The 24,675-nt window shown below is 30.8% G+C and carries 23 protein-coding genes; 14 read left to right on the top strand and 9 right to left on the bottom strand.

Translation table 11 applies throughout. The features are described 5' to 3' along the window. Positions 1–184: 184 nt before the first annotated feature. A complete protein-coding gene (locus tag NST87_RS07345; RefSeq protein WP_040029848.1) occupies positions 185–373 on the bottom strand; it encodes a 2-hydroxymuconate tautomerase in 189 nt (62 codons plus the stop codon). Between the two features lie 148 nt (positions 374–521). Here NST87_RS07345 and NST87_RS07340 point away from each other — a divergent pair, with 148 nt between their 5' ends. Beyond that, a complete protein-coding gene (locus NST87_RS07340) occupies positions 522–1,793 on the top strand; it encodes a Y-family DNA polymerase (protein ID WP_019468750.1) in 1,272 nt (423 codons plus the stop codon). 288 nt (positions 1,794–2,081) lie between these two features. On the opposite strand, the gene NST87_RS07335 is transcribed toward NST87_RS07340, so the two are convergent. Then, a complete protein-coding gene (locus NST87_RS07335; protein WP_071562229.1) occupies positions 2,082–2,954 on the bottom strand; it encodes an oxidoreductase in 873 nt (290 codons plus the stop codon). A gap of 125 nt (positions 2,955–3,079) precedes the next feature. On the opposite strand from NST87_RS07335, the gene panD reads away from it, so the two are divergent. Then, positions 3,080–3,463: an aspartate 1-decarboxylase gene (gene panD / locus NST87_RS07330; RefSeq protein ID WP_019468752.1), complete on the top strand. Its 384-nt coding sequence runs from the start codon at positions 3,080–3,082 to the stop codon at positions 3,461–3,463. Positions 3,464–3,754: 291 nt separating this feature from the next. Here panD and NST87_RS07325 read toward each other — a convergent pair whose 3' ends face one another. After that, positions 3,755–4,846, bottom strand: coding sequence for a prephenate dehydrogenase (locus NST87_RS07325; RefSeq protein ID WP_019468753.1), 1,092 nt, complete (start codon positions 4,844–4,846; stop codon positions 3,755–3,757). Between the two features lie 689 nt (positions 4,847–5,535). Between NST87_RS07325 and NST87_RS07320 the strand changes: the two genes are divergently transcribed. The 10 genes from NST87_RS07320 to NST87_RS07275 all read left to right on the top strand — a co-directional run bounded on the left by NST87_RS07320 (position 5,536) and on the right by NST87_RS07275 (position 15,492). Next, a complete protein-coding gene (locus NST87_RS07320; protein ID WP_071562227.1) occupies positions 5,536–6,945 on the top strand; it encodes an anthranilate synthase component I in 1,410 nt (469 codons plus the stop codon). Then, positions 6,942–7,538 carry an anthranilate synthase component II gene (locus NST87_RS07315; RefSeq protein WP_040029849.1) on the top strand — a complete coding sequence of 199 codons (597 nt, stop codon included), beginning with the start codon at positions 6,942–6,944 and terminating at the stop codon, positions 7,536–7,538. Before NST87_RS07320 ends, NST87_RS07315 begins: the two co-directional genes overlap by 4 nt. Next, positions 7,507–8,523: an anthranilate phosphoribosyltransferase gene (gene trpD / locus NST87_RS07310; RefSeq protein ID WP_071560437.1), complete on the top strand. Its 1,017-nt coding sequence runs from the start codon at positions 7,507–7,509 to the stop codon at positions 8,521–8,523. Before NST87_RS07315 ends, trpD begins: the two co-directional genes overlap by 32 nt. Then, positions 8,507–9,289, top strand: a complete 783-nt coding sequence (gene trpC, locus NST87_RS07305) for an indole-3-glycerol phosphate synthase TrpC (RefSeq protein WP_340721497.1) — start codon at positions 8,507–8,509, stop codon at positions 9,287–9,289. Before trpD ends, trpC begins: the two co-directional genes overlap by 17 nt. Further along, positions 9,286–9,915, top strand: coding sequence for a phosphoribosylanthranilate isomerase (locus tag NST87_RS07300; protein ID WP_019468758.1), 630 nt, complete (start codon positions 9,286–9,288; stop codon positions 9,913–9,915). The genes trpC and NST87_RS07300 overlap by 4 nt, the downstream gene beginning before the upstream one ends. Before the next feature lie 2 nt (positions 9,916–9,917). Further along, complete coding sequence (gene trpB / locus NST87_RS07295) at positions 9,918–11,132, top strand: tryptophan synthase subunit beta (RefSeq protein ID WP_071560435.1); 1,215 nt, start codon at positions 9,918–9,920, stop codon at positions 11,130–11,132. Continuing rightward, a complete protein-coding gene (gene trpA, locus NST87_RS07290) occupies positions 11,125–11,868 on the top strand; it encodes a tryptophan synthase subunit alpha (protein ID WP_019468760.1) in 744 nt (247 codons plus the stop codon). Before trpB ends, trpA begins: the two co-directional genes overlap by 8 nt. A 120-nt stretch (positions 11,869–11,988) precedes the next feature. Continuing rightward, positions 11,989–12,648, top strand: a complete 660-nt coding sequence (locus tag NST87_RS07285) for a type 1 glutamine amidotransferase domain-containing protein (protein ID WP_019468761.1) — start codon at positions 11,989–11,991, stop codon at positions 12,646–12,648. A gap of 292 nt (positions 12,649–12,940) precedes the next feature. Continuing rightward, on the top strand, positions 12,941–14,200 hold the full coding sequence (locus NST87_RS07280; protein WP_340721494.1) for an aminoacyltransferase: 1,260 nt from the start codon (positions 12,941–12,943) through the stop codon (positions 14,198–14,200). A 32-nt stretch (positions 14,201–14,232) separates the two neighbouring features. Further along, positions 14,233–15,492 carry an aminoacyltransferase gene (locus tag NST87_RS07275; protein ID WP_019468763.1) on the top strand — a complete coding sequence of 420 codons (1,260 nt, stop codon included), beginning with the start codon at positions 14,233–14,235 and terminating at the stop codon, positions 15,490–15,492. A gap of 326 nt (positions 15,493–15,818) precedes the next feature. On the opposite strand, the gene NST87_RS07270 is transcribed toward NST87_RS07275, so the two are convergent. Continuing rightward, positions 15,819–16,340 carry a DUF308 domain-containing protein gene (locus NST87_RS07270; RefSeq protein ID WP_019468764.1) on the bottom strand — a complete coding sequence of 174 codons (522 nt, stop codon included), beginning with the start codon at positions 16,338–16,340 and terminating at the stop codon, positions 15,819–15,821. Positions 16,341–16,532: 192 nt separating this feature from the next. Between NST87_RS07270 and NST87_RS07265 the strand changes: the two genes are divergently transcribed. Next, positions 16,533–17,729 (top strand): SAM-dependent methyltransferase, encoded by a 1,197-nt coding sequence (locus NST87_RS07265; RefSeq protein ID WP_281200131.1) that lies wholly within the window; start codon positions 16,533–16,535, stop codon positions 17,727–17,729. A 935-nt stretch (positions 17,730–18,664) separates the two neighbouring features. On the opposite strand, the gene NST87_RS07260 is transcribed toward NST87_RS07265, so the two are convergent. Further along, complete coding sequence (locus NST87_RS07260; protein ID WP_019468767.1) at positions 18,665–19,420, bottom strand: MerR family transcriptional regulator; 756 nt, start codon at positions 19,418–19,420, stop codon at positions 18,665–18,667. A 182-nt stretch (positions 19,421–19,602) separates the two neighbouring features. Next, a complete protein-coding gene (locus tag NST87_RS07255; RefSeq protein WP_340721491.1) occupies positions 19,603–19,953 on the bottom strand; it encodes a hypothetical protein in 351 nt (116 codons plus the stop codon). 258 nt (positions 19,954–20,211) lie between these two features. Between NST87_RS07255 and pepF the strand changes: the two genes are divergently transcribed. Then, entirely contained in the window at positions 20,212–22,032 is a 1,821-nt protein-coding gene (pepF, locus tag NST87_RS07250) for an oligoendopeptidase F (RefSeq protein WP_040029854.1), read from the top strand. A gap of 108 nt (positions 22,033–22,140) precedes the next feature. Here the strand turns inward: pepF and phoU are convergent, their stop codons facing one another. From phoU to pstA, 3 genes are all read right to left on the bottom strand, one after another. Continuing rightward, entirely contained in the window at positions 22,141–22,785 is a 645-nt protein-coding gene (phoU, locus tag NST87_RS07245) for a phosphate signaling complex protein PhoU (RefSeq protein WP_019468770.1), read from the bottom strand. A gap of 3 nt (positions 22,786–22,788) precedes the next feature. After that, positions 22,789–23,670: a phosphate ABC transporter ATP-binding protein PstB gene (gene pstB, locus NST87_RS07240; protein WP_040029855.1), complete on the bottom strand. Its 882-nt coding sequence runs from the start codon at positions 23,668–23,670 to the stop codon at positions 22,789–22,791. A gap of 92 nt (positions 23,671–23,762) precedes the next feature. Beyond that, complete coding sequence (pstA, locus tag NST87_RS07235) at positions 23,763–24,674, bottom strand: phosphate ABC transporter permease PstA (protein ID WP_019468772.1); 912 nt, start codon at positions 24,672–24,674, stop codon at positions 23,763–23,765. Position 24,675 lies beyond the last annotated feature (1 nt).

Here is a 24,675-nt window from a genome sequence, read left to right as displayed (position 1 = left end):
CCGCACGATTGCAAAATCGCTATAAGTGATGTTGTTGAAAATAGTTTGATATGTCTATACGCATCATTCGTTTCTTTGGTCATATCATTGATCAATGAATAAACCTTTGAAAAGTAAAAAACATCAATCTCTATATGTTTATAATAGAAATTGATGCTTATGTTCTAGTTTTTTGATGTGTAATTTATTGTTGATCTGATTTTCTAATTCCAGCAACACCATAATGAGAAGCTTTCATTTCTTCTATTACAACTTGTATAGCGTTTTTGTTAGCACCTGTTGTTTTCTCTACTGCATTAGTAACTTCTGTGACTAAATTTTTTAGTTGTTCATCAGAACGACCTTCTAACAGTTTTACATTTACTATTGGCATTTAAATTCCTCCTAAAGCTATTTTTATACATTATAGCATGAAAATTCACAAAATTATAAAAAATACAAACAAGAACATTTGTTCTTATTTGTATTGAAATAGAACGTATGTTCTTATATAATGTAAGTGATTAAGGGAGGAATGTTATATGTATGAATTTTATGATTACAATCTGTTAGAGGAAAGAGATATATTATGTATTGATCAAAAAAGTTTTTTTGCAAGTGTCTCTTGTATACAAAAAGGATTAGACCCAATGAAAGAAAAGTTAGCAGTTGTTGCGGATACTAAGAGACAGGGATCGGTTGTATTGGCTGCTACGGGTCCACTAAAAGCTATAGGCATTAAAACAGGGTCAAGATTATTCGAAATCCCTCATAGAAATGATATATATATTATCAATCCAAGCATGAGAAAATATTTGGAAGTTTCAGTAGCAATCTCTAAAATCGCTTTACGTTATGTTGCTCCAGAAGATTTACACCAATATAGTATTGATGAATTTTTTATGGATGTAACAAATAGTTATCACAGATTTAGTAGTACAATTCAATCTTTTTGTAAAAAATTACAATATGAAATTCTAGAAGAAACAGGTATACAGTGTTCAATAGGTATTGGATCAAATATGTTATTGAGTAAAGTTGCAATGGATATAGAAGCAAAACATACTGATGATTTCATTGCTGAATGGAGATATCAAGATGTGTCGCACAAACTTTGGCCTATTTCACCATTGAGTAAATTTTGGGGTATTAGTAGAAAAACAGAAGCAAAAATGAATAAAAGAGGTATCTTTACTATAGGTGATTTGGCTCATTATCCATATCAATATTTAAAAAGGGATTTTGGTACTGTAGGTGTGGACTTACATTTGCATGCAAATGGTATTGACCAAAGTAGAATAAGAGACAAATATAGTGTAGTTAATCCTTCAATTTGTAAGAGTCAAATATTGATGCGTGATTACCATTATGATGAAGCTAAAATAGTGATGCAGGAATTAATTGAAGACGTCGCGAGTCGTGTTAGAGCAAGAAATAAATTAGCTAAGACGATACACTTTTCATTTGGTTATAGTGACCAAGGAGGGGTGCAGAAACAATACACATTAGAAGACCCAACAAATTTAGATGGTACTATTTTTAAGGTGGTTGAATATTTAGCAGATAAATTATGTGATCCAACAATGTTGTACAGAACGGTGAGCATTTCACTCACGCAGTTTATAGATGAGCGAAATACACAGTTGAATTTATTTATAGATGAATACGAAAGAAAAAGGAATGAAAAATTGGCCAAAACGATTGATGCACTACATCAAAAATTTGGTAAAGGTATCGTATCTAAAGCAATTTCCTATACAGATGCAGGAACAAAACATGGGCGTTTAGGACTTATGGCAGGGCATAAAATGTAAAAATTAAAATGATAAACTGAACGTTTAATATAGTCATAAATCAATTTCATTAGTAATATATGGAACGGGGATAATTTTAAGTAAGTTTATACGGTGTAGCCCGTCCCTAAAGTAGCTGTTGAATCAAACTTAGTTAGCTTTTTAACAAATACAATTTATATAACGTATCTATAACAAATAGATGATTTGTCTATGCTAGGTAAGTAAAAAAACTAACGCACATCTATTAAATATTTAAATATAATATTGGCATGATAAGAAGAATATATCATAGACTTTACATTACTATTATGAGTTATTTAAAAAAGTATGATGTCTAGATAGTAATAAAGCGTAAATTGTATCTAGATGAGGTGTTGTTAATTTATACTTTCGAGCTTGTCGATATAGAAAACCTTGTATTCCATCGATTTCTAATGGGGTATTTGAAAGTACATCATAATACATGCTTGTTCCCATATCATCTGGATAACCTTGATAAATTGTCATTATTTCTTCAATAACGTTATCAGAAAGGTTGATACCAGAATGTTTAGCTATCATATAACCCTCATTTAATAACGATATGCATAATGATTTAATATGGGGTTGCTTAAGAATAGATGCAGGCTGTATTCCAAGAGCTGTAACTGTATTGATTGCTAAATTAACTAATAGTTTATACCAGATTTCCACTTCAATATTTTTATGTAACACAAGTGAAAGTCCACTTGAAGCTAATAATTTTTTCAATGATATAGTGTTATCATCTTGTTGTAAATGCAGTATTTCATCTCTAAAATGAATCACATGTTGAGCGGTTTTTTGACCACTAATATAAGTTACAGCTTGATATATGTGTGGGAAAGGAAGTTTTAAGTGTTGTCCATATCCATTTTGAGCTAGTATAACAATAGTAGTATCTTGTGATAAATGCTTGATTTGTTCATATAACCCCTCTAAATGTGGAATTTTAACAGCGATGAATATAATATCTAATGGTTCAGTAATATCTGATGCTTTAACAACATTAAGTACTATATTTACATTATTCGAAGCATCTTGATAGGTAATGTGCTCATTACGTCGACCAATTAAATAGACTTTATGTTCTGTTGCTAAAAGTTGAACTGTGATGCAGCTACCAACAGCACCAGGACCAATAATACCTATCTTTTTCATTTATAGTTGACCTCCGTTTATTTAGAAAATAAAATTATAATAGATATGTTTATGATGGTAATCAATAATGAAGTGTTAATCAACTAAAAATGTAAAAATATATTTTGAACAGGAGCATAAATCAAATGATAAAAACTATGATGAATGGAAAAATACATCGTGCACGTGTAACAGAAGCTAACCTTGATTATGTTGGTAGTATCACGATAGATCGTAATATTTTAGATGCAGTAGATATATTACCTAATGAGAAAGTTGCAATTGTTAATAATAACAATGGAGAAAGGTTAGAAACCTATGTGATTGAAGGGGAACGTAATAGTGGAAAGATATGCCTGAATGGTGCAGCTGCTAGGCTTGTTCAAGTAAATGATATTATTATTATTATGTCTTATGTACAAGTTACTGCAGAAGAAGCATTAAATCACAAACCAAAAGTCGCGCTTATGAATGAAAAAAATGAAATTATAGAGATGATACAAGAAGAAGAAGGAAAATTGCTAAACTAATTATGTAAAATAACATTTGAAATATAAACAGTCCCATCCAAATTATATCGAAATACGAGAATGAAACGATATGAGCCTAGCGTAGCTTTCTAACAAAAGAAAACTGCGCTAGGCTCATATTTATATTTGGTAATATATTGAAAATACTTTCAAATTTAGCGTTGTAAACAACAACAATTATTACTACAGAAATGAGTGATTGGCTTAAATATGTTCTTTACGATTTATGCAAACAAAAACTAAATAAAGCAATAACAATTAAGTAATTAAACTTTTAAAAAAAGAAAAAATCTATTCAATATAAGTATCAAAATCACTTAATGCTTCAGCACCTTTTTTACGGTCTTCTGGATTTTTAAAGCTAATACGTAGCGCACCATAGATATCCTCACGGACTTCTAATATTCTTAAGTTGCTTATAGAAATATTATGTAAACTAAGGATGTGTGTTACTTGGCTAATCATACCCGGTTTATCCGGAATATCTACATAAAGATCATACTCTATAGATAGTGCACCTTGTGATTTAAGGGGGAGTTCATCTCTATATACTTTTGCATCATTATAAAAATGATATAACGCATCGGGTTTATTTTCTTCAACGAGTGTAATGACATCCTCCATTTGTGATTTCCATTCTTTTAATATATCAACAATAGTATTTTTATTTTCAATAGTAATATCACGCCACATAATTGGACTGCCACTTGCAATTCTTGTAATGTCTCTAAAGCCTCCAGCTGCAAGTGTTTTAACTAATGAAGAGTGAGATGCGTGGTGTGCATTTAAATGCACAAGACTCGACGCAATGATATGAGGCACATGACTAACAATGCCTGTCACAAAATCATGTTCTTTTGGATTAGTAGCAATAAATTTTGCATTTGTTGTACTAAGTAATGATCGTATTTCATCAAAAGCTTTATCATTTGCAGGTTCGTCGTGAACCAAAACGTAAAAAGCATTTTCAAATAAATGTTTCTTTGCATTGAGTACGCCAGATTTATGACTACCTGCCATCGGGTGACCACCAATCAGATGAATATTGTGATTTAAAAGGTATTGTTCATATTGCAAAATAGTCAATTTAGTACTGCCAGTGTCGGTAACAATGACGTCAGACTTTGTTTGATAGTTTGGTAGTTCTTGTAAGTATTTGATTGTTTGTTGTACAGGTGTGGCATAAATAATGATATCTGCATTTTCCACACAGGTTTTATAATCAGTAGATTGATAATCAATAATTCCTATAGATAAAGCTTTTTCTAATTGGGAGCAATCTGCATCATAAGCAGTAATTTCAATGTCATTATGATAATATCTTAGATTACTTGCCAGGCTACCACCAATTAAGCCTAAACCTACGAAAAGTATTTGTTTCATTTTGCTGACCACCTCTATCAAAATTTTCAGAATAGTAACATTGTATAGTAGGAGTAGTTAATTCGCAATACATGTTTTATTTTCTATTTCAAAAGCAGAACGCATTTATAAGGTCATTAGCTTAAACAATTTCAATATAATTAAAAACTATGTCACCAGATTACTTTAAGTAAGTAGAAAAATTTAAAAATAAAAGTTGACAAAAAAGAATGAAGATTGTATTATACTAATTAATTCATTTTGCAACGACAGTTGCCGTTTGAAAGGTAAAGTAACGTATATGATTTGTAGCAAGTAGAAAGCTAATGGTAGATGGAAATTAGCACAACATATATTGTGAATTGGGCTTTTAAACGTAAGCATAATATAATAATTTTTAAAGTGAACAATGAAATTGTTAACTAAGGTGGCACCACGGTAACGCGTCCTTACAGCATGCGTTAGTGTGGTGTTTTTTTATATAAAAAAACAAAATGTAGTAAGTTGTGAATGGTAGCAAGCAGAAAGTTAGTGGTAGATGAAAACTAACACCTACACATACTGAAATTGGGTTTTGTTGGGTTAAAATCGTATAGTTAAATGAGTGAGTAGATGAGACTGATATGATCTACTAATTTAGGTGGTACCGCGCATCAGCGTCCTTAATCAATATTTAAGGATGCTGATTTTTTTTATAAGGAGGAGTAAAAATGAAGGTGCAATATCAAAAGATAAACGCTGAAGTAACACCAGAAGCATTGGCAAGATTGAAAAAACAAAAAATAGTATTGGAAAGTACAGAACAATCTAAAGTGAAAGGGCGTTATTCAATTGTAATATTTGATGTATACGGCTCAGTGACTTTAGATAATGAAAATTTGGTCATTCAATATAATGATAAGCAGACAGAGATAGAAAACGAAGCACCATATGAAAAACTGAAAGCTTTTATAGATCAATATAAAGTAGAAATAGAAGACGAAGATTTAGCACAATTACCATTTATCTCAGGATTTGTTGGATCATGCAGTTTTGATTTGGTAAGACATGAATTTCCTGTATTAAAGCAAATCGACTTAGCTGACCATAAACAACACGATGCTAAATTTCACATGGTAGAAGATGTATACGTGTTTGACCATTACAAAGAGCATCTCTATGTTATATCCACAAACTTGTTTTCAAATGAAAATGAAGAGCAATTAGCATTACGTGTCAAACGACATGTTGATGAGTTGCAAAATATAAGTATATATCCTTCGCCTATAAAAAATGACATAAAAGACAAAGCAATTGAATCGAACATTACACCAGATCAATTTAAAAAAACTGTAAGTGAAATGAAATCATTGATACAACAAGGAGACATGTTTCAAGTTGTACCCTCAATTATATATAAGTATAAACATGATTTTGGAATGAATTTACAACAATTATCGTATCAGCTTTATCAGAATTTAAAGAGACAAAACCCAAGTCCTTACATGTATTATTTGAATTTTGATGAACCGATTATTGTAGGTAGTTCACCTGAAAGTTTTGTCAAAGTGAAAGGGCAAACTGTAGTCACAAATCCTATAGCTGGAACAATTAAACGAGGCGCGACTGACAAGGAAGATCTTGAAAATGAACAACAGCTAATCAATGATGAAAAAGAGATAAGTGAACATAGTATGCTTGTTGATTTAGGTAGAAATGATATTCATAGAGTGAGTGAAATTGCTAGTTCTAAAATTGAAAAGTTAATGTCAATTGAGCGTTATGAACATATTATGCATATTGTTAGTGAGGTAACGGGAAAACTGAAATCAAATTATTCACCAATGACTGTAATTGCAAGTTTATTACCTACAGGTACCGTGTCAGGAGCACCTAAATTAAGAGCAATACAAAGAATTTATGAAGCCCAACCTCAAAAACGAGGTGTATACAGTGGAGGGATAGGATATATCAACTGTAATCATGACCTAGATTTTGCCTTAGCGATTCGTACAATGATGATTGATGATACATACATCAATGTAGAAGCAGGATGTGGTGTCGTTTATGATTCAATACCTGAAAAAGAATTAGAAGAAACAAAATTAAAAGCCAAAAGTTTATTGGAGGTTTCACCATGATTTTAGTAGTGGACAATTACGATTCTTTTACGTATAACTTAGTCAATATTGTAGGAAAGACTTCTGATGTAATTATTAAGTATCCAGATGATCCTGAAATATTTGATTTAAAAATAGATGGTTTGATTATATCGCCAGGACCTGGACATCCGTTAGATACTAGCTATTTACTCAATATTATTGAACATTATAAACATAAACCAATATTAGGTGTATGTCTGGGCTCACAAGCATTGACATGTTACCACGGTGGTGATGTTATCCAAGGTGAAAAAATATGTCACGGTAAAAAAGATACGATGCAGATTGTAAATGAATCCAAACTATACCGAAATATTACAGAATATTCTGAAATAATGCGCTATCATTCTTTAATTAGTGACCCAAAAACGTTGCCAGATACATTAAAAATAACTGCTCAAACAAAAGATAGTATTCAATCATTTGAGCATATTAATGATTTACATTTTGGCATACAATATCACCCAGAATCTTTTGCTACTGAATACGGTGAAGCAATCATCAATAACTTTTTAAATATAGTAGAGGAGGTCAATTATAATGAGTCTACAAAATCATATAAAACAGTATAAGCCACTTAATCAAACACAAATGAACGAATTTATAGAATTATTAATCACAGATCAACTAGAAGATGATACAAAACGAGAACTGTTAGAAGCCTTTTCGGAAAGAGAACCTAGTCAAGCGGAATTAACATATATTTCAAAAAGCTTAATAGGGTCTATGTATCCTACACAACCAACTTTTCCTAATAGCATGTGTGTTTGTGGTACTGGTGGAGATAAATCTAATAGTTTTAATATTTCAACAACAGTTTCTTTTGTATTGGCAAGTGCAGGTGTACCAGTTATTAAACATGGTAATAGAAGCGTTACATCAGCATCAGGGAGTACCGATTTATTAAATGCAATGTGTATTCCAACACGAAGTGTTGAGGAAACATCAACACATTTAAAAACACAGGGGCTTGTTTTTTTAAATGCAACTGAAACATATCCAATTATGAAGCATATTCAACCGTTAAGAAAAGCCATTAGTAATCCAACTATTTTTAATGTTACTGGACCATTAATTAATCCATTCAAATTAGATTATCAAGTTATGGGTGTCTATGAACCGTCCCAATTAAATAAAATTGCGCAAACGTTAGCAGATTTAGGTAGAAAAAGAGCTATTGTCTTACATGGTGCAAATGGTATGGACGAGGCTACTTTATCTGGAAATAACACACTATATGAAGTGACGGAAGACAAACACATTAAATCTTATTCTATAAATGCAACAGAATTAGGATTAGATTATGCACCAAATACGGATTTAAAAGGTGGCACACCTCAGGAAAATTTAGAAATTACAAAACAAATATTAAATGGTAAAGATCAAAGCGCTAAAAGAGATGTGGTGTTATTGAATGCAGGCATTGCCTTATATGTTGCTGAAAAAACAGCCACTATTCAAGAAGGTGTTTATAAAGCAAAAATATTAATTGAAAATGGAGATGCACTCAAACAATATAACAAAATGGGAGGCAAAACGTATGACTATATTGGATGAAATCGTAGCTTATAAAAAGGAATTATTGAAGGATGGCTATTATACAAAAAAATTATCAGACCTTGATGAGGTAGACATTACGCATAAACAAACGTTTGAGTCACAGTTAGCACAAGCTGATCAATTATCGGTTATCGCTGAAATTAAATCGAAAAGTCCGACATTATCTGAACTTCCAGGTAGAGATTTGAAACAACAGGTTAAGGCGTATGAAACGTATGGTGCAAACGCAGTTTCAATCTTAACAGATGAACATTATTTTGGAGGAAGTTACGAACGATTACAAACTTTGACACAAGTAACTGATTTACCAGTATTGTGTAAAGATTTTGTAATTGATCCTATTCAAATTGATGTTGCTAAAAAGGCAGGAGCGTCTATTATCTTACTTATTGTAAATGTATTGACTGATCAACAGTTGAAAGACTTATATGATTATGCGATATCAAAAAATTTAGAAGTATTAGTAGAAGTACATGATAAAGAAGAGTTGAAACGTGCTTACAAGTTAGATCCTAAAATTATTGGTGTGAACAATAGAGATTTAAAACGATTTGTAACAGATGTTTTGCATACAAATGAAATATTAGAAAATAAAAAAGCAGGTTATTATTATATTTCTGAAAGTGGTATTCGCAACAAACAGGATGTTGCAAGTATTATAAAAGCAGGTATTGATGGTTTGCTTATCGGTGAATCGTTAATGAAATGTGATGATTTAAGTCAATTTTTACCAAGTCTAAAGTTAGATAAGGTGAAGGTATGAAATTGAAATTTTGTGGTTTTAAAACAATTGAAGATGTATATAAAGCAAAAGATTTAGATATTGATGCAATTGGTTTTATTCATTACCCCAAAAGCAAACGTTATGTGGATATCGATAAGATAGAAGCATTTGCTAACATAATACCAGAAGATAAAGATAAAGTAGTAATTGTAGTAAATCCAGATTATCAAACGCTCAGTAATCTCATAGATAATACAAATATAACTACTATCCAATTACACGGATCGGAAAATTTAGAGACCATTCATTTTATACGTCAAAAAAAAGACAATATAAAAATTATTAAAGCATTACCTGCAAAAAACGCTAATACATTAGCGAAGTACATTCAATATTATAAAGGTTTTGTAGATCGATTTATTATTGATACACCATCAATTTCTTATGGTGGTACTGGCCAATCCTATGATTGGGAAATATTAAAAGATATAGCAGATGTGGATTTTTTAATAGCTGGCGGTATGGATTATAAAAATATTCAAAGTGTAAGTAAACTTAGTTTAAACCACAATGGTTATGATATTGCAAGTGGTATCGAAACAAATGGTGTGAAAGATAGCGAAAAAATGCAAGCAATCATAGAACTTGTAAAAGGAGTTAATTAAATATGGTTAAAAACATACAAACAGAAGCAGATGAATTTGGATTTTTCGGCAATTTTGGTGGTCAATATGTCCCAGAAACATTAATGCCAGCAATTCAAGAACTTAAACAAGCTTATGAAAAAGCTAAAATAGATCCTAAGTTTCAAAATGAACTGAATAATTATTTAAAAGATTATGTAGGAAGAGAGACACCATTAACATATGCGGCATCATATACAGAAGCGCTAGGCGGGGCAAAAATATATTTAAAAAGAGAAGATTTAAATCATACTGGAGCCCACAAAATTAATAATGCGCTGGGTCAAGCGCTTTTAGCTAAAAGAATGGGTAAAAATAAGCTGGTTGCAGAAACAGGCGCAGGACAACATGGAGTTGCTAGCGCGACAGCAGCAGCATTATTTGATATGGAGCTCGTAGTGTTTATGGGTGAAGAAGATATCAAACGACAAGAGTTAAATGTATTTAGAATGGAATTACTTGGTGCAAAGGTTGAACCTGTGACTGAAGGACAGGGTACGTTATCTGATGCAGTAAATAAGGCGTTACAATATTGGGTAAGTCATGTAGACGATACACATTATTTATTAGGGTCTGCTTTAGGACCAGATCCATTCCCGACTATAGTGAGAGATTTCCAAAAAGTTATAGGTACTGAAATTAAAGATCAAATCAAAGAGAAAGAAGCGTGTTTACCAGATGCGATAGTTGCATGCGTAGGTGGAGGATCAAATGCTATTGGTACATTTTATCCATTTATTCAAGATGATGTTGCACTATATGGTGTTGAAGCAGCAGGAGAGGGCATTGACAGTGATAAACATGCACTCGCAATAAATAAAGGGCATGAAGGTATTTTACATGGTACAAAAATGTATTTAATACAAGATGAAAACGGACAGATAGAATTAGCACATTCAATCTCAGCTGGGTTAGATTATCCGGGTGTAGGACCTGAGCATTCATATTATCATGATATTGGTAGAGTTAAATATGCAACTGCTAGTGATAGACAAGCTATGGATGCATTGGTGAAATTCACTCAGGCAGAAGGTATTATACCTGCGATAGAAAGTGCGCATGCATTAAGTTTTGTTGAAGAGCTAGCACCATCTATGGATAAAGATCAAATCATTGTCGTAACTGTGTCAGGGCGCGGTGATAAAGATATGGAAACGATTAGAAACTACATGAGACAAGGTGGCGAAAGTAATGCATAAATTATTTATTCCCTATATCATGGGAAACAAAAATTTTATTGAAAATATGAAAATATTAAGTGAATCAGGCGCGGATATTATTGAAGTAGGCGTTCCATTTTCAGATCCAGTAGCTGATGGTCCAGTGATTATGGAAGCTGGAAATAAAGCAATACAACAAGGCGTGAATATCGCATACATTTTTGATGAACTGACTACACATCGTGATTCTATAAACAGTCAATATGTACTCATGACATATATCAATATTATTAATCATTATGGAGAAGATGCATTTTTTGATGCATGTGAGAAAGCTGGCGTATATGGATTAATTATACCTGATTTGCCACATGAACTTGTCCAACAATTAAAAGATAGACATCCTCATCGTAAAGTTAATATTATTTCATTAATTGCTATGACAACATCTGATGAACGTATCAATCAAATTGCTGAAAATGCGGAAGGGTTTATCTATACAGTTACAATGAATGCAACAACTGGAGAAAATGGAAAATTTCACCCAGAACTAAAACGAAAAATTGAAAAAATTAAAAACAAAGCGCATGTACCTGTAGTGGCTGGTTTTGGTATTCGTACTAAAGCACATGTTAATGACATTAGCGAAGTTGCTGATGGCGTAGTCATCGGTAGTGAAATTGTTAAACGGTTTGAACATGATCAAAAAGAACAGACAATCGCGTATCTAAATTCGATTAGAACAACCCTAGATGATGTACAAATTAATGAATAATGTGTAATGTTTATTTTAGGTGGGTATTATTTGAAATAGATAGTCAAAATTGAAACATCGAAATGAATTCGATGTAATTTCAAGTAGATAATAACCTAAATAAATGAAGAGGTGACAACCGTGAATAAAAAAGTTTTATTCATTATAACAAGTAGAGCACAATATGAAGATGGCACACCAACTGGATTATGGTTGGAAGAAGCAAGTGAACCTTATCATATTTTAACAGAATCAGGTATCGACGTAGATATCGTTTCAATTGAAGGTGGAGAAATTCCTTTAGATCCAAATTCAACTCAAAATGACGAATTAACGAAATATGCACAATTTGTAGAAAAAATAAGTGATGTGCCAAGTATAGATAACATTAATGTTTCAGATTATGATGCAGTTTATCTACCAGGTGGTCACGGTACAGTATTTGATTTTGCTCACAATCAAAAATTAGCTACTATCTTGGCTGATTTTAAAGATGAAGGCAAGTTTATAAGTTCTGTATGTCATGGACCAAGTGCATTTGTCGGTGCAAAAGATAAAAATGGTAAATATCTCGTAGAAGGTGTTACTTTAACATCATTTACAGATGATGAAGAGCGTACGATGGGACTAGAAAATAAAGTACCATTCTTAACACAAACAGAATTAGAGCAACAGGGCGCTAAATTCGTTACCAAAGATAACTTTACCGAACATGTTGAAACAGATAGTCAATTCATCACTGGTCAAAATCCTCAATCAAGTGTAGCAATCGGTGAAGCATTAAAAGATGCTTTGAAATAGGTGGGATTTTAAAAATAAGTTATATTGGGTAACACGAACTACTAACAAGTTAAAAACTTGTTAGTAGTTTTTATATTTACATAAATAAATTAAGATTTGTGTTTAAATAGTTATTCTTTGTTAGAATAAAAGTAATGCTATAATAAAACAATACATAAATAATAAGTAAATTGTAGCATTTAGTAATTCTAACTAGGGTATCGATTTAGTTTTATAATTGAATATTGTATAATAATTAAGATTAAAGTTTAAACTCGAAATAAAGTACTATAGACAAATAGGAGTATATAAAATGAAATTTACGAATTTAACTGCAAAAGAGTTTGGTGCATTTGTTGATCATATGCCCAACAGTCATTTCACACAGATGGTAGGGAATTATGAATTAAAAATTGCAGAAGGCACAGAAACACATTTAGTAGGCGTTAAAAATAATGAAAATGAAGTTATAGCAGCATGTTTATTAACGGCTGTACCAGTTATGAAAATATTTAAATATTTTTATACAAATCGTGGACCAGTAATTGATTTTGAAAATAAAGAACTCGTCCATTATTTTTTCAATGAATTAGCTAAATATGTAAAAAAACATAATGCATTATATTTAAGAGTAGATCCATACTTAGCATACCAATATCGAAATCACGATGGAGATGTATTAGAAAATGCAGGTCATGATTGGATCTTCGATAAAATGAAACAACTTGGTTATAAACATCAAGGATTTTTAACTGGCTTTGATCCAATTATTCAAATAAGGTTCCATTCCGTATTAGATTTAAAAGATAAAACAGCAAAAGATGTACTAAATGATATGGATAGTTTACGTAAACGTAATACGAAAAAAGTTCAAAAAAATGGCGTGAAGGTCAGATTCCTAGGCGAAGATGAATTACCTATTTTCCGTTCGTTTATGGAAGATACTTCAGAAACTAAAGATTTCGATGATAGAGAAGACAGTTTCTATTACAATAGATTAAAGTATTATAAGAATCGTGTATTGGTGCCATTAGCTTATATGGATTTTGAAGCATATATCGATGAACTGAAGTCAGAGCGTGAAGTGTTAAGTAAAGATATCAACAAAGCGCTTAAAGATATAGAAAAACGTCCTGAAAATAAAAAAGCATATAATAAAAAAGAAAATTTAGAAAAACAACTTATTGCAAATCAACAAAAAATTGATGAAGCTAAGTCATTACAAGAACAACACGGTAATGAATTACCGATTTCAGCAGCATTCTTTATTGTTAATCCGTACGAAGTAGTGTATTACGCTGGAGGAACATCTAACGAATTTAGACATTTTGCGGGAAGTTATGCAATACAATGGAAAATGATAAATTATGCAATCGATAATAATATTGATAGATATAACTTCTATGGCATAAGTGGTGATTTTTCAGAAGATGCAGAAGATGCAGGTGTTGTTAAATTTAAAAAAGGCTTTAACGCTAATGTAGTTGAATATGTTGGTGATTTTATAAAACCAATAAATAAACCAAGGTACAAAGTTTATACAATGTTAAAGAGATTAAAAGATAAAAAGTAACACGTATTATATTTAGAAAGGAACTAGCTATAATGAAATTTACAGAGTTAACTGTCAAAGAATATGACAATTTTGTACAAAATCCAGCATTAGAGAGTCATTACTTTCAAGTAAAGGAAAATATAGCTACTAGAGAAGAAGATGGTTTTCAAGTTGTTTTATTAGGCTTAAAAGATGATGATAATCAAGTTATCGCAGCTAGTCTTTTCTCTAAAATCCCAACTATGGGTAGCTATGTATATTATTCAAACCGAGGTCCAGTCATGGATTATAATGATTTAGGTTTAGTTGATTTCTATTTACGTGAGTTAGATACTTACCTTCAAAAACAAAATTGTTTATATGTGAAAATGGATCCTTATTGGATATACCAAATTTATGATAAAGATATTAATCCAATGCCTGATTATCAAGAAAATGATGCGCTTGTTAATTTATTTAAATCACATGGATATACACATCATGGTTTTACAACAGAATATGATACATCAAGTCAAGTTAGATGGATGGGTGTACTTAATTTAGATGGTAAATCACCAACATCATTAAAAAAACAATTTGATAGCCAAAGAAAACGAAATATTAATAAAGCAATTAATTTTGGTGTGAAGGTAAGATTTTTAGAAAGAGATGAATTTGACATCTTTTTATCACTTTATCGTGAAACTGAAAAACGAGCTGGTTTTGTATCAAAAACTGATGAATATTTCTATAATTTTATCGATAATTATGGTGATAAAGCTTTAATTCCTCTAGCTTATATTGATCTAGACGAATATATTACGAATACGCAAGAAAGTATAAATGAAAAAGAAGCGCGTAGAGATCAAATGATGCAAAATGAAAATAAATCTGATAAGCAATTGAAAAAAATTGCTGAAATCGATAAACAAATTGAACATGATAAAAAAGAATTATTACATGCGAGTGAATTAAGACAGACAGATGGCTCAATCTTAAACCTTGCAGCAGGCGTATATTTTGCTAATGCGTATGAAGTGAATTATTTCTCAGGTGGGTCATCTGAAAAATACAATCAATATATGGGACCTTATATGATGCATTGGTTTATGATTAACTATTGTTTTGATCATGGATATGGCCGTTATAATTTCTATGGCTTATCTGGTGACTTCACTGAAAATAGTGAAGATTATGGTGTATATCGATTTAAACGAGGTTTCGGCGTACAAATTGAAGAATTAATTGGTGATTTTTATAAACCAATCAAAAAAACGAAGTATAAGTTATTCAATACGCTTAACAATATTAGAAAAAAAATTAAAAAATAAAAAGAAAGCATACTGGTATATAAGCCCTAAGCCAGTATGCTTTCTTATGTTCAAAAGAGGCTGAGACATGATGGATTCCTGCAGCCTCATTTCATGTAGGACGAAATCTAATTTTATTAAAAAGATTTCGTCCCACTCCCTTTGTGTGGATTATCATGCGATGTCAACTCTGGTTGTTTTCCACATTTTTAGTATATATCTCACTAATCAGAAGTGCAATATCATTTTATTATATAAACAGAATAGTAAATTAATAAATAATATTATTCAAAAATTTTAGGTTAAAAAAGTATTTCTAATATATTAGAAATACTTTTTTAAAATAATTAACGTAAAGCATCTATGAGATAAGTTATTCCAATAATAAAGAAAACTGCGCTCATAAATACAGCGATAACAACGGCAGCTATCAATGGATTAAACAATAAAATGATACCAAATATAATTTCTATAATGTTTAATATAATAGATACTATATGAAATCGTTTGTTTGCTCCTTCTGCTGGCGTAATCGTAAACATATTCAAAAGTGCATTAATAATAAACCATATAGCAAATAAATAAACAATAAATGTTGTACTTGTTACTACATTAAATAGTATAAGTATACCAATAATAATGTTGATAATACCTAAGATAATCAATAAATTTGAACCATTATGCGTGGCTTGTTTCATAATACGTCTTACAAAAATTTCAATAAAGCCATTAATTATAAATAAAATACCTATTAACCAAGTAATGGCAAATAAATTTTCTTCAGGAAAACTAATGATAAAAACGCCTATAATCAAAAAAAAGACACCTATTAATAAACTGGACCATTTAATACCTGATTTTTGTTGCATGTTTTTCACTCCAATCTCAATAATATTTACTCAAAATGAAAGTATTCAACACTTTAGTAAATAATAATATTATTATGTTAACAAAATTGAATAACAAAGTAACCTGTTTTGTTTGATTTAATAAATATTTAGGTTCAATCTATAATATGTATGGTTTTAAAATTAAGTATTCGTTTTAGGAGTGTATGATCAGTGGGAATTTCGATTCAAAAATCAATTTATAAAAAACTATTAAAAAATTTGGCGACTGAGCCGTTTAGTGTAACATTTTGGGATGGTTCAACCGTACATTATAACGATGGAATTGCTAAATTTCATTTAACTTTCAATAAGCCATTAAATAAAAAATTGTTAAAAGCAAATCCGATGATTGCATTAGCAGAAGGCTATATGGATAAGTATATTGAAGTCAGTGGTGATTTAGAATTTATTATGGAGTCCATCTTTTCACAACAAAAAAGTTTTATTAATAAACCTAAGCAAAAATATGTGCACTCTCGTAAAAAATATAAAAACAATAAAAAAACTGCGAAAGAAAATGCTTCATTTCATTATGATTTAGGCAACGATTTTTATCGCTTATGGTTAGATGAAACAATGAATTATTCTTGTGCATATTTTAAAACGAAAGAAGATTCGTTATATACAGCTCAAGTTAACAAGATTAACCATATATTAAAAAAGCTTAATTTACAATCTGGACAAAATTTATTAGATATTGGATCTGGATGGGGACATCTTATTATTGAAGCTGCAAAACAATATAATGTCCAAACGTTAGGCATTACATTAAGTGAAGAACAATATATTAAAACAAAAGAGCGCATTAAAGCTGAAGGTTTGATCGGTCAAGTGGATGTTAAGTTAATGGATTATAGAGAACTTATTAATGAAAAGAGAACGTTTGATTGCATTGTAAGCGTAGGCATGTTAGAACATGTTGGCCATGATCATATTCCTATGTTCATGGAAAATACACATAAGCTATTGAACGATGGCGGTGTGGCTTTATTGCATTGTATTACTGGACTTGTAGAAGTAGAAGGTAACGACTTTCTCACTAAATATATTTTTCCTGGAGGTGCAATTCCTTCTATAAGAGAGTTAGTTGATAACATGTCACAAAATAACTTAAAAATTGTAGATGTAGAAAGTTTAAGAAGGCATTACACGTTAACTTTACGCAACTGGGCAGAAAATTTTGAAGCAAATATAGATAAAGTACGAGAACAATTTGATGAGAGGTTTATAAGAATGTGGCGTTTGTATTTGAATGCATGTGCAGCAAATTTCACATGTGGTGTTTCCGATTTGCACCAATTTTTAATCACAAAAGGCATCAATAACGAACTGCCAATGACAAGAGATTATTTATACAAAGATAATTAAAATAAAATTTTTGATCAATAGTGTGGAGATTTTACTTTTTATCTCAACACTATTGATTTTTTTGTTATATAAGACAATCATTTAGTTAACGTTATTTATGTTATGTAAACCTATAATTATATATGTTTATTTTTAAACCATAAGTTAAGTAAGGATTGTTATAAATATTATCTGATAGCAATAGCAATACTCTTATAATTAATAGAAATTATAATTACTTTTTAAAGAAACATTTCATATGAAACGCTGAGAAGTTGATTTCTGAACGTTGAAATTTGTTTTTGTGTATCTATGTAAACGTGATTGCAACTGAAGAAAAAAATCATTTATGTTAATGTTATTGGCAATTACTGTAAATACACATTGAGGATGGTTAAAAAAAGGTAGAATTCATATAGTGATGTTCACCTGAATGCATTAAGATGTGATTGTCAGTTTTAAGTTAATTTTGTATTTGTAGCTTAAGTTTTTGTTAAATTAATTAAGGATTTATCATACGATGAACTTTATAGTTTTACAAATTAATAGATAAATCAGCATACATATATAAATTAATATTTTAGTTTACATAATATATATTATAGGAAGTTATATATTTTGATATAAGGTACCTATCTTATAATCATTATGCTATTTACCTTTGTTCTAATTTATTTCCGTTAGCTTTTTGAATAACCAATTTCATACTCTAGTCGTAGTTTAAATTAAATTATTCGTTATCTACTTTAATAACTACAATTATTAAGTCACTATGTATTCATTGTATATAGTTATTTGTATTGCATTTTAAATATGTAGGAATACGTATTAATCTATTAAACACTATACGAACGCTACAGTTTTAATTATTGACATTGAAAATATAGTTGATAATTTTACATAAAATATATGCCTTTATCAAATCGTAATTTTTTTGATTTAATAAAGGCATAGCATTATTGTTTGTTTTTTACATAAACATCTATTGCATCTTTAATAAATTGAGCAGTGCCTGTTCCAAATTTATCAATATTTACTTTGAATCTTTCATCTTCAACATACATATTACCTAAGGACTCAAAAATATCTAATGTGTAATTAAAATCTAAGTTTGAATTTAAATAATCATACCATTTTTGTACGTTTGACTGGACTTCAACAGATTCTGGTGGCTGACTTTTTAAATTGGCGAAAGTTGAAAAGATATCATTCATTTCTTTTGTTTTTACATCTTTTTCTTTATCTGACCATGAGTTAATAGGTTGGTTAGCTTTTATAATCATGCTATCGCCCCACTTTTTACGTGCTTCTTCATCATAGCTTTGAGGTGAATTATCAAAATTAAAACCTTCGAATTTTTCTTTATTGGTCATTGTTATTTCTCCTTTCATATGACGTAATGTTTGATCGATTGTTTGAATCATTTGATCGGTACGATTTTTTCTTTCAATAAGTAATTGCTTGTGCATCTTTAATGCTTCTTGTCTGTCGAAAGACGGGCTATCAATGATTGATTTAATTTTTTTAAGAGAAAAGTCGAGTTCTCTAAAAAATAAAATTTGCTGTAATTTATCTAGGTCTGTTTCTGAATATAGCCGGTATCCTGACTTGGACAGTTTTGTTGGATTTAATAAATTAATTTCATCATAGTAATGTAACGTACGCACACTAATACCTACTAAATTGGCTATTTCTTTAACCGTCATTTGCATTTATCTTACCTCCTCATATAATGACTATAATGCTTAACGGAACGTTAGGGTCAATAATAAGTTTTTACATATTTTATAGCAGTATAAAAAAAAGTCCCTGAGACAAAATATGTCAGGGACTTTTAACCATATTAGTTGACGCAATTATTATGGAGTTAATTTTCTATGTTACATTTAAATAATTATTTTCTTCTTTTAAATTCATGTGCTTCGTCTTCAGGCGAGATACCACGTTTTTTCATTTCTTTTAATGCCTTTTTTTCTCGACGTTTACGTCTGAAGTCACGCGTAAAGTACCAAATTAAAAAGCTCATGATTAAACTTAATACCGCCATAAATGCAGCAAAACCTAGTAAAGGTTCGTAAGTAATATTTTCAAAATTAGGTATTAAGAATGCAGCAATAGCTAATATAACAAATGTTAAAATAGCAGGTACAAACCATTTATTTAAAACAAGTGTACAGAATAATGTAACTACTATAACAGCCACTACTGTAATCCATAAAAAATTAGGTAAATCAAAAATAGTCATTTATAGCGCTCCTTATAAAAATCGACATATTAGTCATTATAACAATTATACTAAATAAAATTATATATCATATACATCTTGAGTAGTATAATAACATATTAAAATATTGTTTTAATCACGTCAAATTAACATTCTTTATATAATTAGACAACCTATTTTCTTACGCGTATTTGGTCTATAAATGCACTATTGTATCTTACTAGGTAATTTCATGTATAATTAAACATGAAATTAATATACATGATTAGGAGTGATTAGATGGCAGATACTTTACCACTTAGAAATGAAGTTCCAGCTGAAACAACTTGGGATATTTCAGCTTTATTTTCATCAGATGAAGCATTTTATCAAACTTTAGATAACACCACAGCAGCTGCTAAAACATTTAATGAAAATTATGTTCATCAATTAGATAATCCTACTATTATTGAAAAGGCATTAGCTATATATTCTGATATCTTGGTCCAATTAGATAAAATGGCAAATTATGCAGAATTGAGATTAAGTGTAGATACGGCGAATGAGCAAGCACAAACATTAAGTGCTAAATTTTCAAATACTTATGGAAAAATTGCGAGTGAGTTATCATTTGTTGAATCAGAAATATTGGAACTTTCTGATGATGTATTAAATCATTTTATTTCAACATCTAAATACCCACATTTTTTAAAGAAATTAAAAGAAAGTAAACCGTATCAACTTAGTCCTGAAGTCGAAAAAACATTAGCAAGTTTATCATCAGTGTTTGAACGCCCTTTTGAATTATATGGAATAACGAAGATGTTAGATATAGATTTTGATTCATTTGAATATAACGGTAAAACATACCCTTTAGATTATGCTACCTTTGAAAATGAATATGAAGATCATCCAGAAGAAGCATTTAGAAGGATTAGTTTCAAGAAATTTACTGATGCATTAAATAAGTATCAACATACAACTGCTGCTACATATAATATGCAAGTACAACAAGAAAAAATTGAAGCAGATTTACGTGGTTATGATTCTGTAATTGATTACCTGTTACAAGATCAAGAAATTACTCGAGATATGTTTGACCGTCAAATTGATGTTATTATGAGCAATTTAGCGCCTATTATGCAAAAATATGCGAAATTGATTAAACGTGTTCATGGCTTAGAAGTCATGCATTTTGAAGATTTAAAGATATCTATAGATCCTAATTACGAACCAGATATCTCTATTGAAGATTCTAAAAAATATATTTATGGCGCATTAAATGTATTAGGTGAAAATTATTTGAATATGGTTGAAACAGCTTATCAAGATAGATGGATAGATTTTGCTCAAAACAAAGGCAAAGATACAGGAGCGTATTGTGCAAGTCCATATGCTACACATTCATATATATTTATTTCTTGGACTGGTAAAATGACTGAGACATTTGTTTTAGCACATGAGTTAGGACACGCTGGCCATTTTACGTTAGCACAAAGTCATCAAAATTATTTGGAATCAGAACCATCCATGTATTTTGTAGAGGCACCATCGACAATGAATGAGATGTTAATGGCGAATTATTTATTCGAAAATAGTAGCGATGCTCAATTTAAGCGTTGGGTTATTGGTTCTATCATTTCTAGAACATATTATCACAATATGGTAACGCATTTACTGGAAGCAGCGTATCAACGCGAAGTATATAAAAAAGTTGATAATGGTGAATCACTAACTGCGCCAGTATTAAATCGAATTATGCTGGATGTGTACACTCAATTCTTTGGAGAAAGTGTTAAATTTACTAAAGGTTCAGAGCTTACATGGATGAGACAACCACATTATTATATGGGATTATATTCGTATACGTATTCTGCTGGCTTAACAATAGGTACAGTTATGTCACAACGTATTCAACAAGAAGGACAGCCTGCTGTGAATGATTGGTTAAAAACATTGCAAGCAGGTGGCAGTCAATCACCTACTGAATTGGCTCAATTGGCTGGTATTGATATTCGTACTGATCAGCCATTAAAATCTACAATTGCATATATAGGTAAATTGGTAGATGAGTTGGAGCAACTTACTGATGAAATTGAAGCAGGCAAGCATCAACACTAATAAATATAAATAAAGACATATTATTAAAAAAGCACGATGTCGATAAAATAAGCAAGTCCTGTTTTACAACTGGATGTAGCTTATCTTCAACATCGTGCTTTTTGCTTATTAGTCATATGATTCGTAACGTTCACCTGTGACAAAGTAAAAAATACTTTCTGCAACATTACTGATGTGGTCACCGATGCGTTCCAAATGTCTGGCTGCTAGATGCGCTTGTCCTGCAACAAAAGGGTCATTATCTATTAAATAAGTAGTATTAACAATATTTTTATATAAATCATCAATATCTTCGTCACGTTCAATAATTTCCTTAATCAAGGTAACATCGTCTCTTTTTACCGCATCATCTAAATCTTTTAACATTAATAATGCAAGTTTACCCATTGTGTTTAATCTTGTAAGCACGTATTCATCGGTGATTTTGGCTCGTAATCTAATTTCTGCAATATTAGCAGCATTATCACCAATTCTTTCAAAATCAGAAGCGATTTTTAATGCAGCCATCATCAACCTTAAATCAGTAGCGATGGGCTGTTGTTTAGTAATTAACATAATTACTTTTTCATTTATTTCTGTTTCTAAGGCATTGATGTCTTTATCGTTCGCAATTGTTTCCCGTGCATAATTTCTATCCTCTTCACTTAACGATTTTAATCCATATTCAATATTATAATATACGTGAAGGCCAAGTCGACGTAAATCTTTCATTAATGCGTCTAATTGGCCTTCATATTTCTCTCTAATAACCATATATTAACCGAAACGACCAGAGATATAATCTTCTGTTTGTTTATCAGATGGATTAGAGAAGATTTTATCCGTGTCGTCGTATTCATTTACATAACCGTTAAGGAAAAATGCTGTTTTATCAGATACACGCGCAGCTTGTTGCATATTATGTGTAACGATAATGATTGAATATTTTTCTTTTAGTTCTTGTACGAGCTCTTCTACTTTTAATGTTGAAATTGGATCTAGCGCAGATGTTGGTTCATCCATTAAAATAACATCTGGTTCAATTGCTAATGTACGTGCAATACAAACACGCTGTTGTTGGCCACCTGATAAGCTATACGCGTTTGTATCTAAGCGGTCTTTTAATTCATCCCATATTGCAGCGCCACGTAAAGATTTTTCTACAATTTCATCAAGAATCTTTTTGTTTTTAATACCATGTATTTTAGGTCCGTATGTGATATTATCATATATTGATTTTGGGAATGGGTTGGGTTGTTGGAACACCATTCCGACATTTGTTCTTAATTTTTCAACTGAATATTTTTCGTTGAAAATATTTTGATCACGGTAAATGATTTTACCTGCTGTTTTAACAGATGGTACAAGTTCTACCATTCTATTTAATGCTTTGATATAAGTAGATTTACCACAACCCGATGGTCCTATAATAGCAGTGACATTATTTTCTAAGATATCAAGATTTATGTTTTTTAAGGCATGATTATCGCCGTACCATAAATCTAGATTTTTTGTAGAATAGACAATTTTTTTCTCACTATCAGGAATTTTATGTTCTTTGTTATCTGTGTCTCTATCAATCGATGCAATTGGTACTGAATTTTGATTCGTATGTTCCACTATTTTTGTTTTCTCTTCTTTAATTGTATCTTTAGCCATAATTAAAACTCCTTTTACGGTTACTTTCAAACTATAAAATTATAATTTCTCCCCAAAATAACCGTTTAATTAAATTTGATTTTGAAATAACATTAATATTTTTTACTGTATTTGTTTCTCAAGAATATCGCAATTGCGTTCATTAGCAGTAAAATGACTAGCAAGACAATGATACCGGCAGACGCAACATTTTGGAATTCATCTTGAGGTAGTTTTGCCCAATTGTAAATTGACATAGGTAATGCTTGAAATTGGTCGAATACACTTGAAGGTAAACTTAATAATACAGTCGGTATACCGATTAGTATGAGTGGTGCAGTTTCGCCTAATGCACGTGATAATGCTAGAATGAAACCTGTTAGTATACCTGGAATAGCTGCTGGTAAGACAACTCGACGTATTGTTTGCCATTTATTTCCACCTAAGCCATATGAAGCTTCTCTAACCGAGCTTGGCACCGATCTGATGGCTTCTTGGCTCGCAACGATAATGACTGGTAAGATAAGTAACGACATAGTTAAAGCCGCAGCAAGTACAGAGTTACTTAAAGCAAGCGCTTCTATACCCATACCTCTTACAAAAATAGTGAGACCAAGTAAACCAAAAACAACTGAAGGTACACCAGCTAAGTTTGAAATACTAACTTTAATAAAACTTGTTAATGCATTATCTTTAGCATATTCTTCTAAATAAATTGCTGTACCTACACCCAATATAATTGAAATTGGAATAATAGTAATCATTAACCAAATTGTACCGATTAAACCACCTTTCACACCGGCCATTGAAGGCGTAGAAGATGAGAAATTGGTGAAGAACGACGGTGTTAAATGCCCCGCGCCTTTAATGAGTGTATCTATAATTAAAGCAGCTAAAAAAAGTAAGGCTACTAAAGTACATGTGAAAAATGCCCATTTATTGAATTTATTTGTTGCTAACCTACTGGAAAGTTTTTTCTCAACTTTTTGTTGATTAACAAGCGCTTTAGTATTTGTCTCTGCCATA

Source organism: Staphylococcus sp. FSL W8-0271 (assembly GCF_038006605.1).
Classification (GTDB): Bacteria; Bacillota; Bacilli; order Staphylococcales; family Staphylococcaceae; genus Staphylococcus; species Staphylococcus cohnii.
This window is presented reverse-complemented; position numbering and strand designations above follow the sequence as displayed.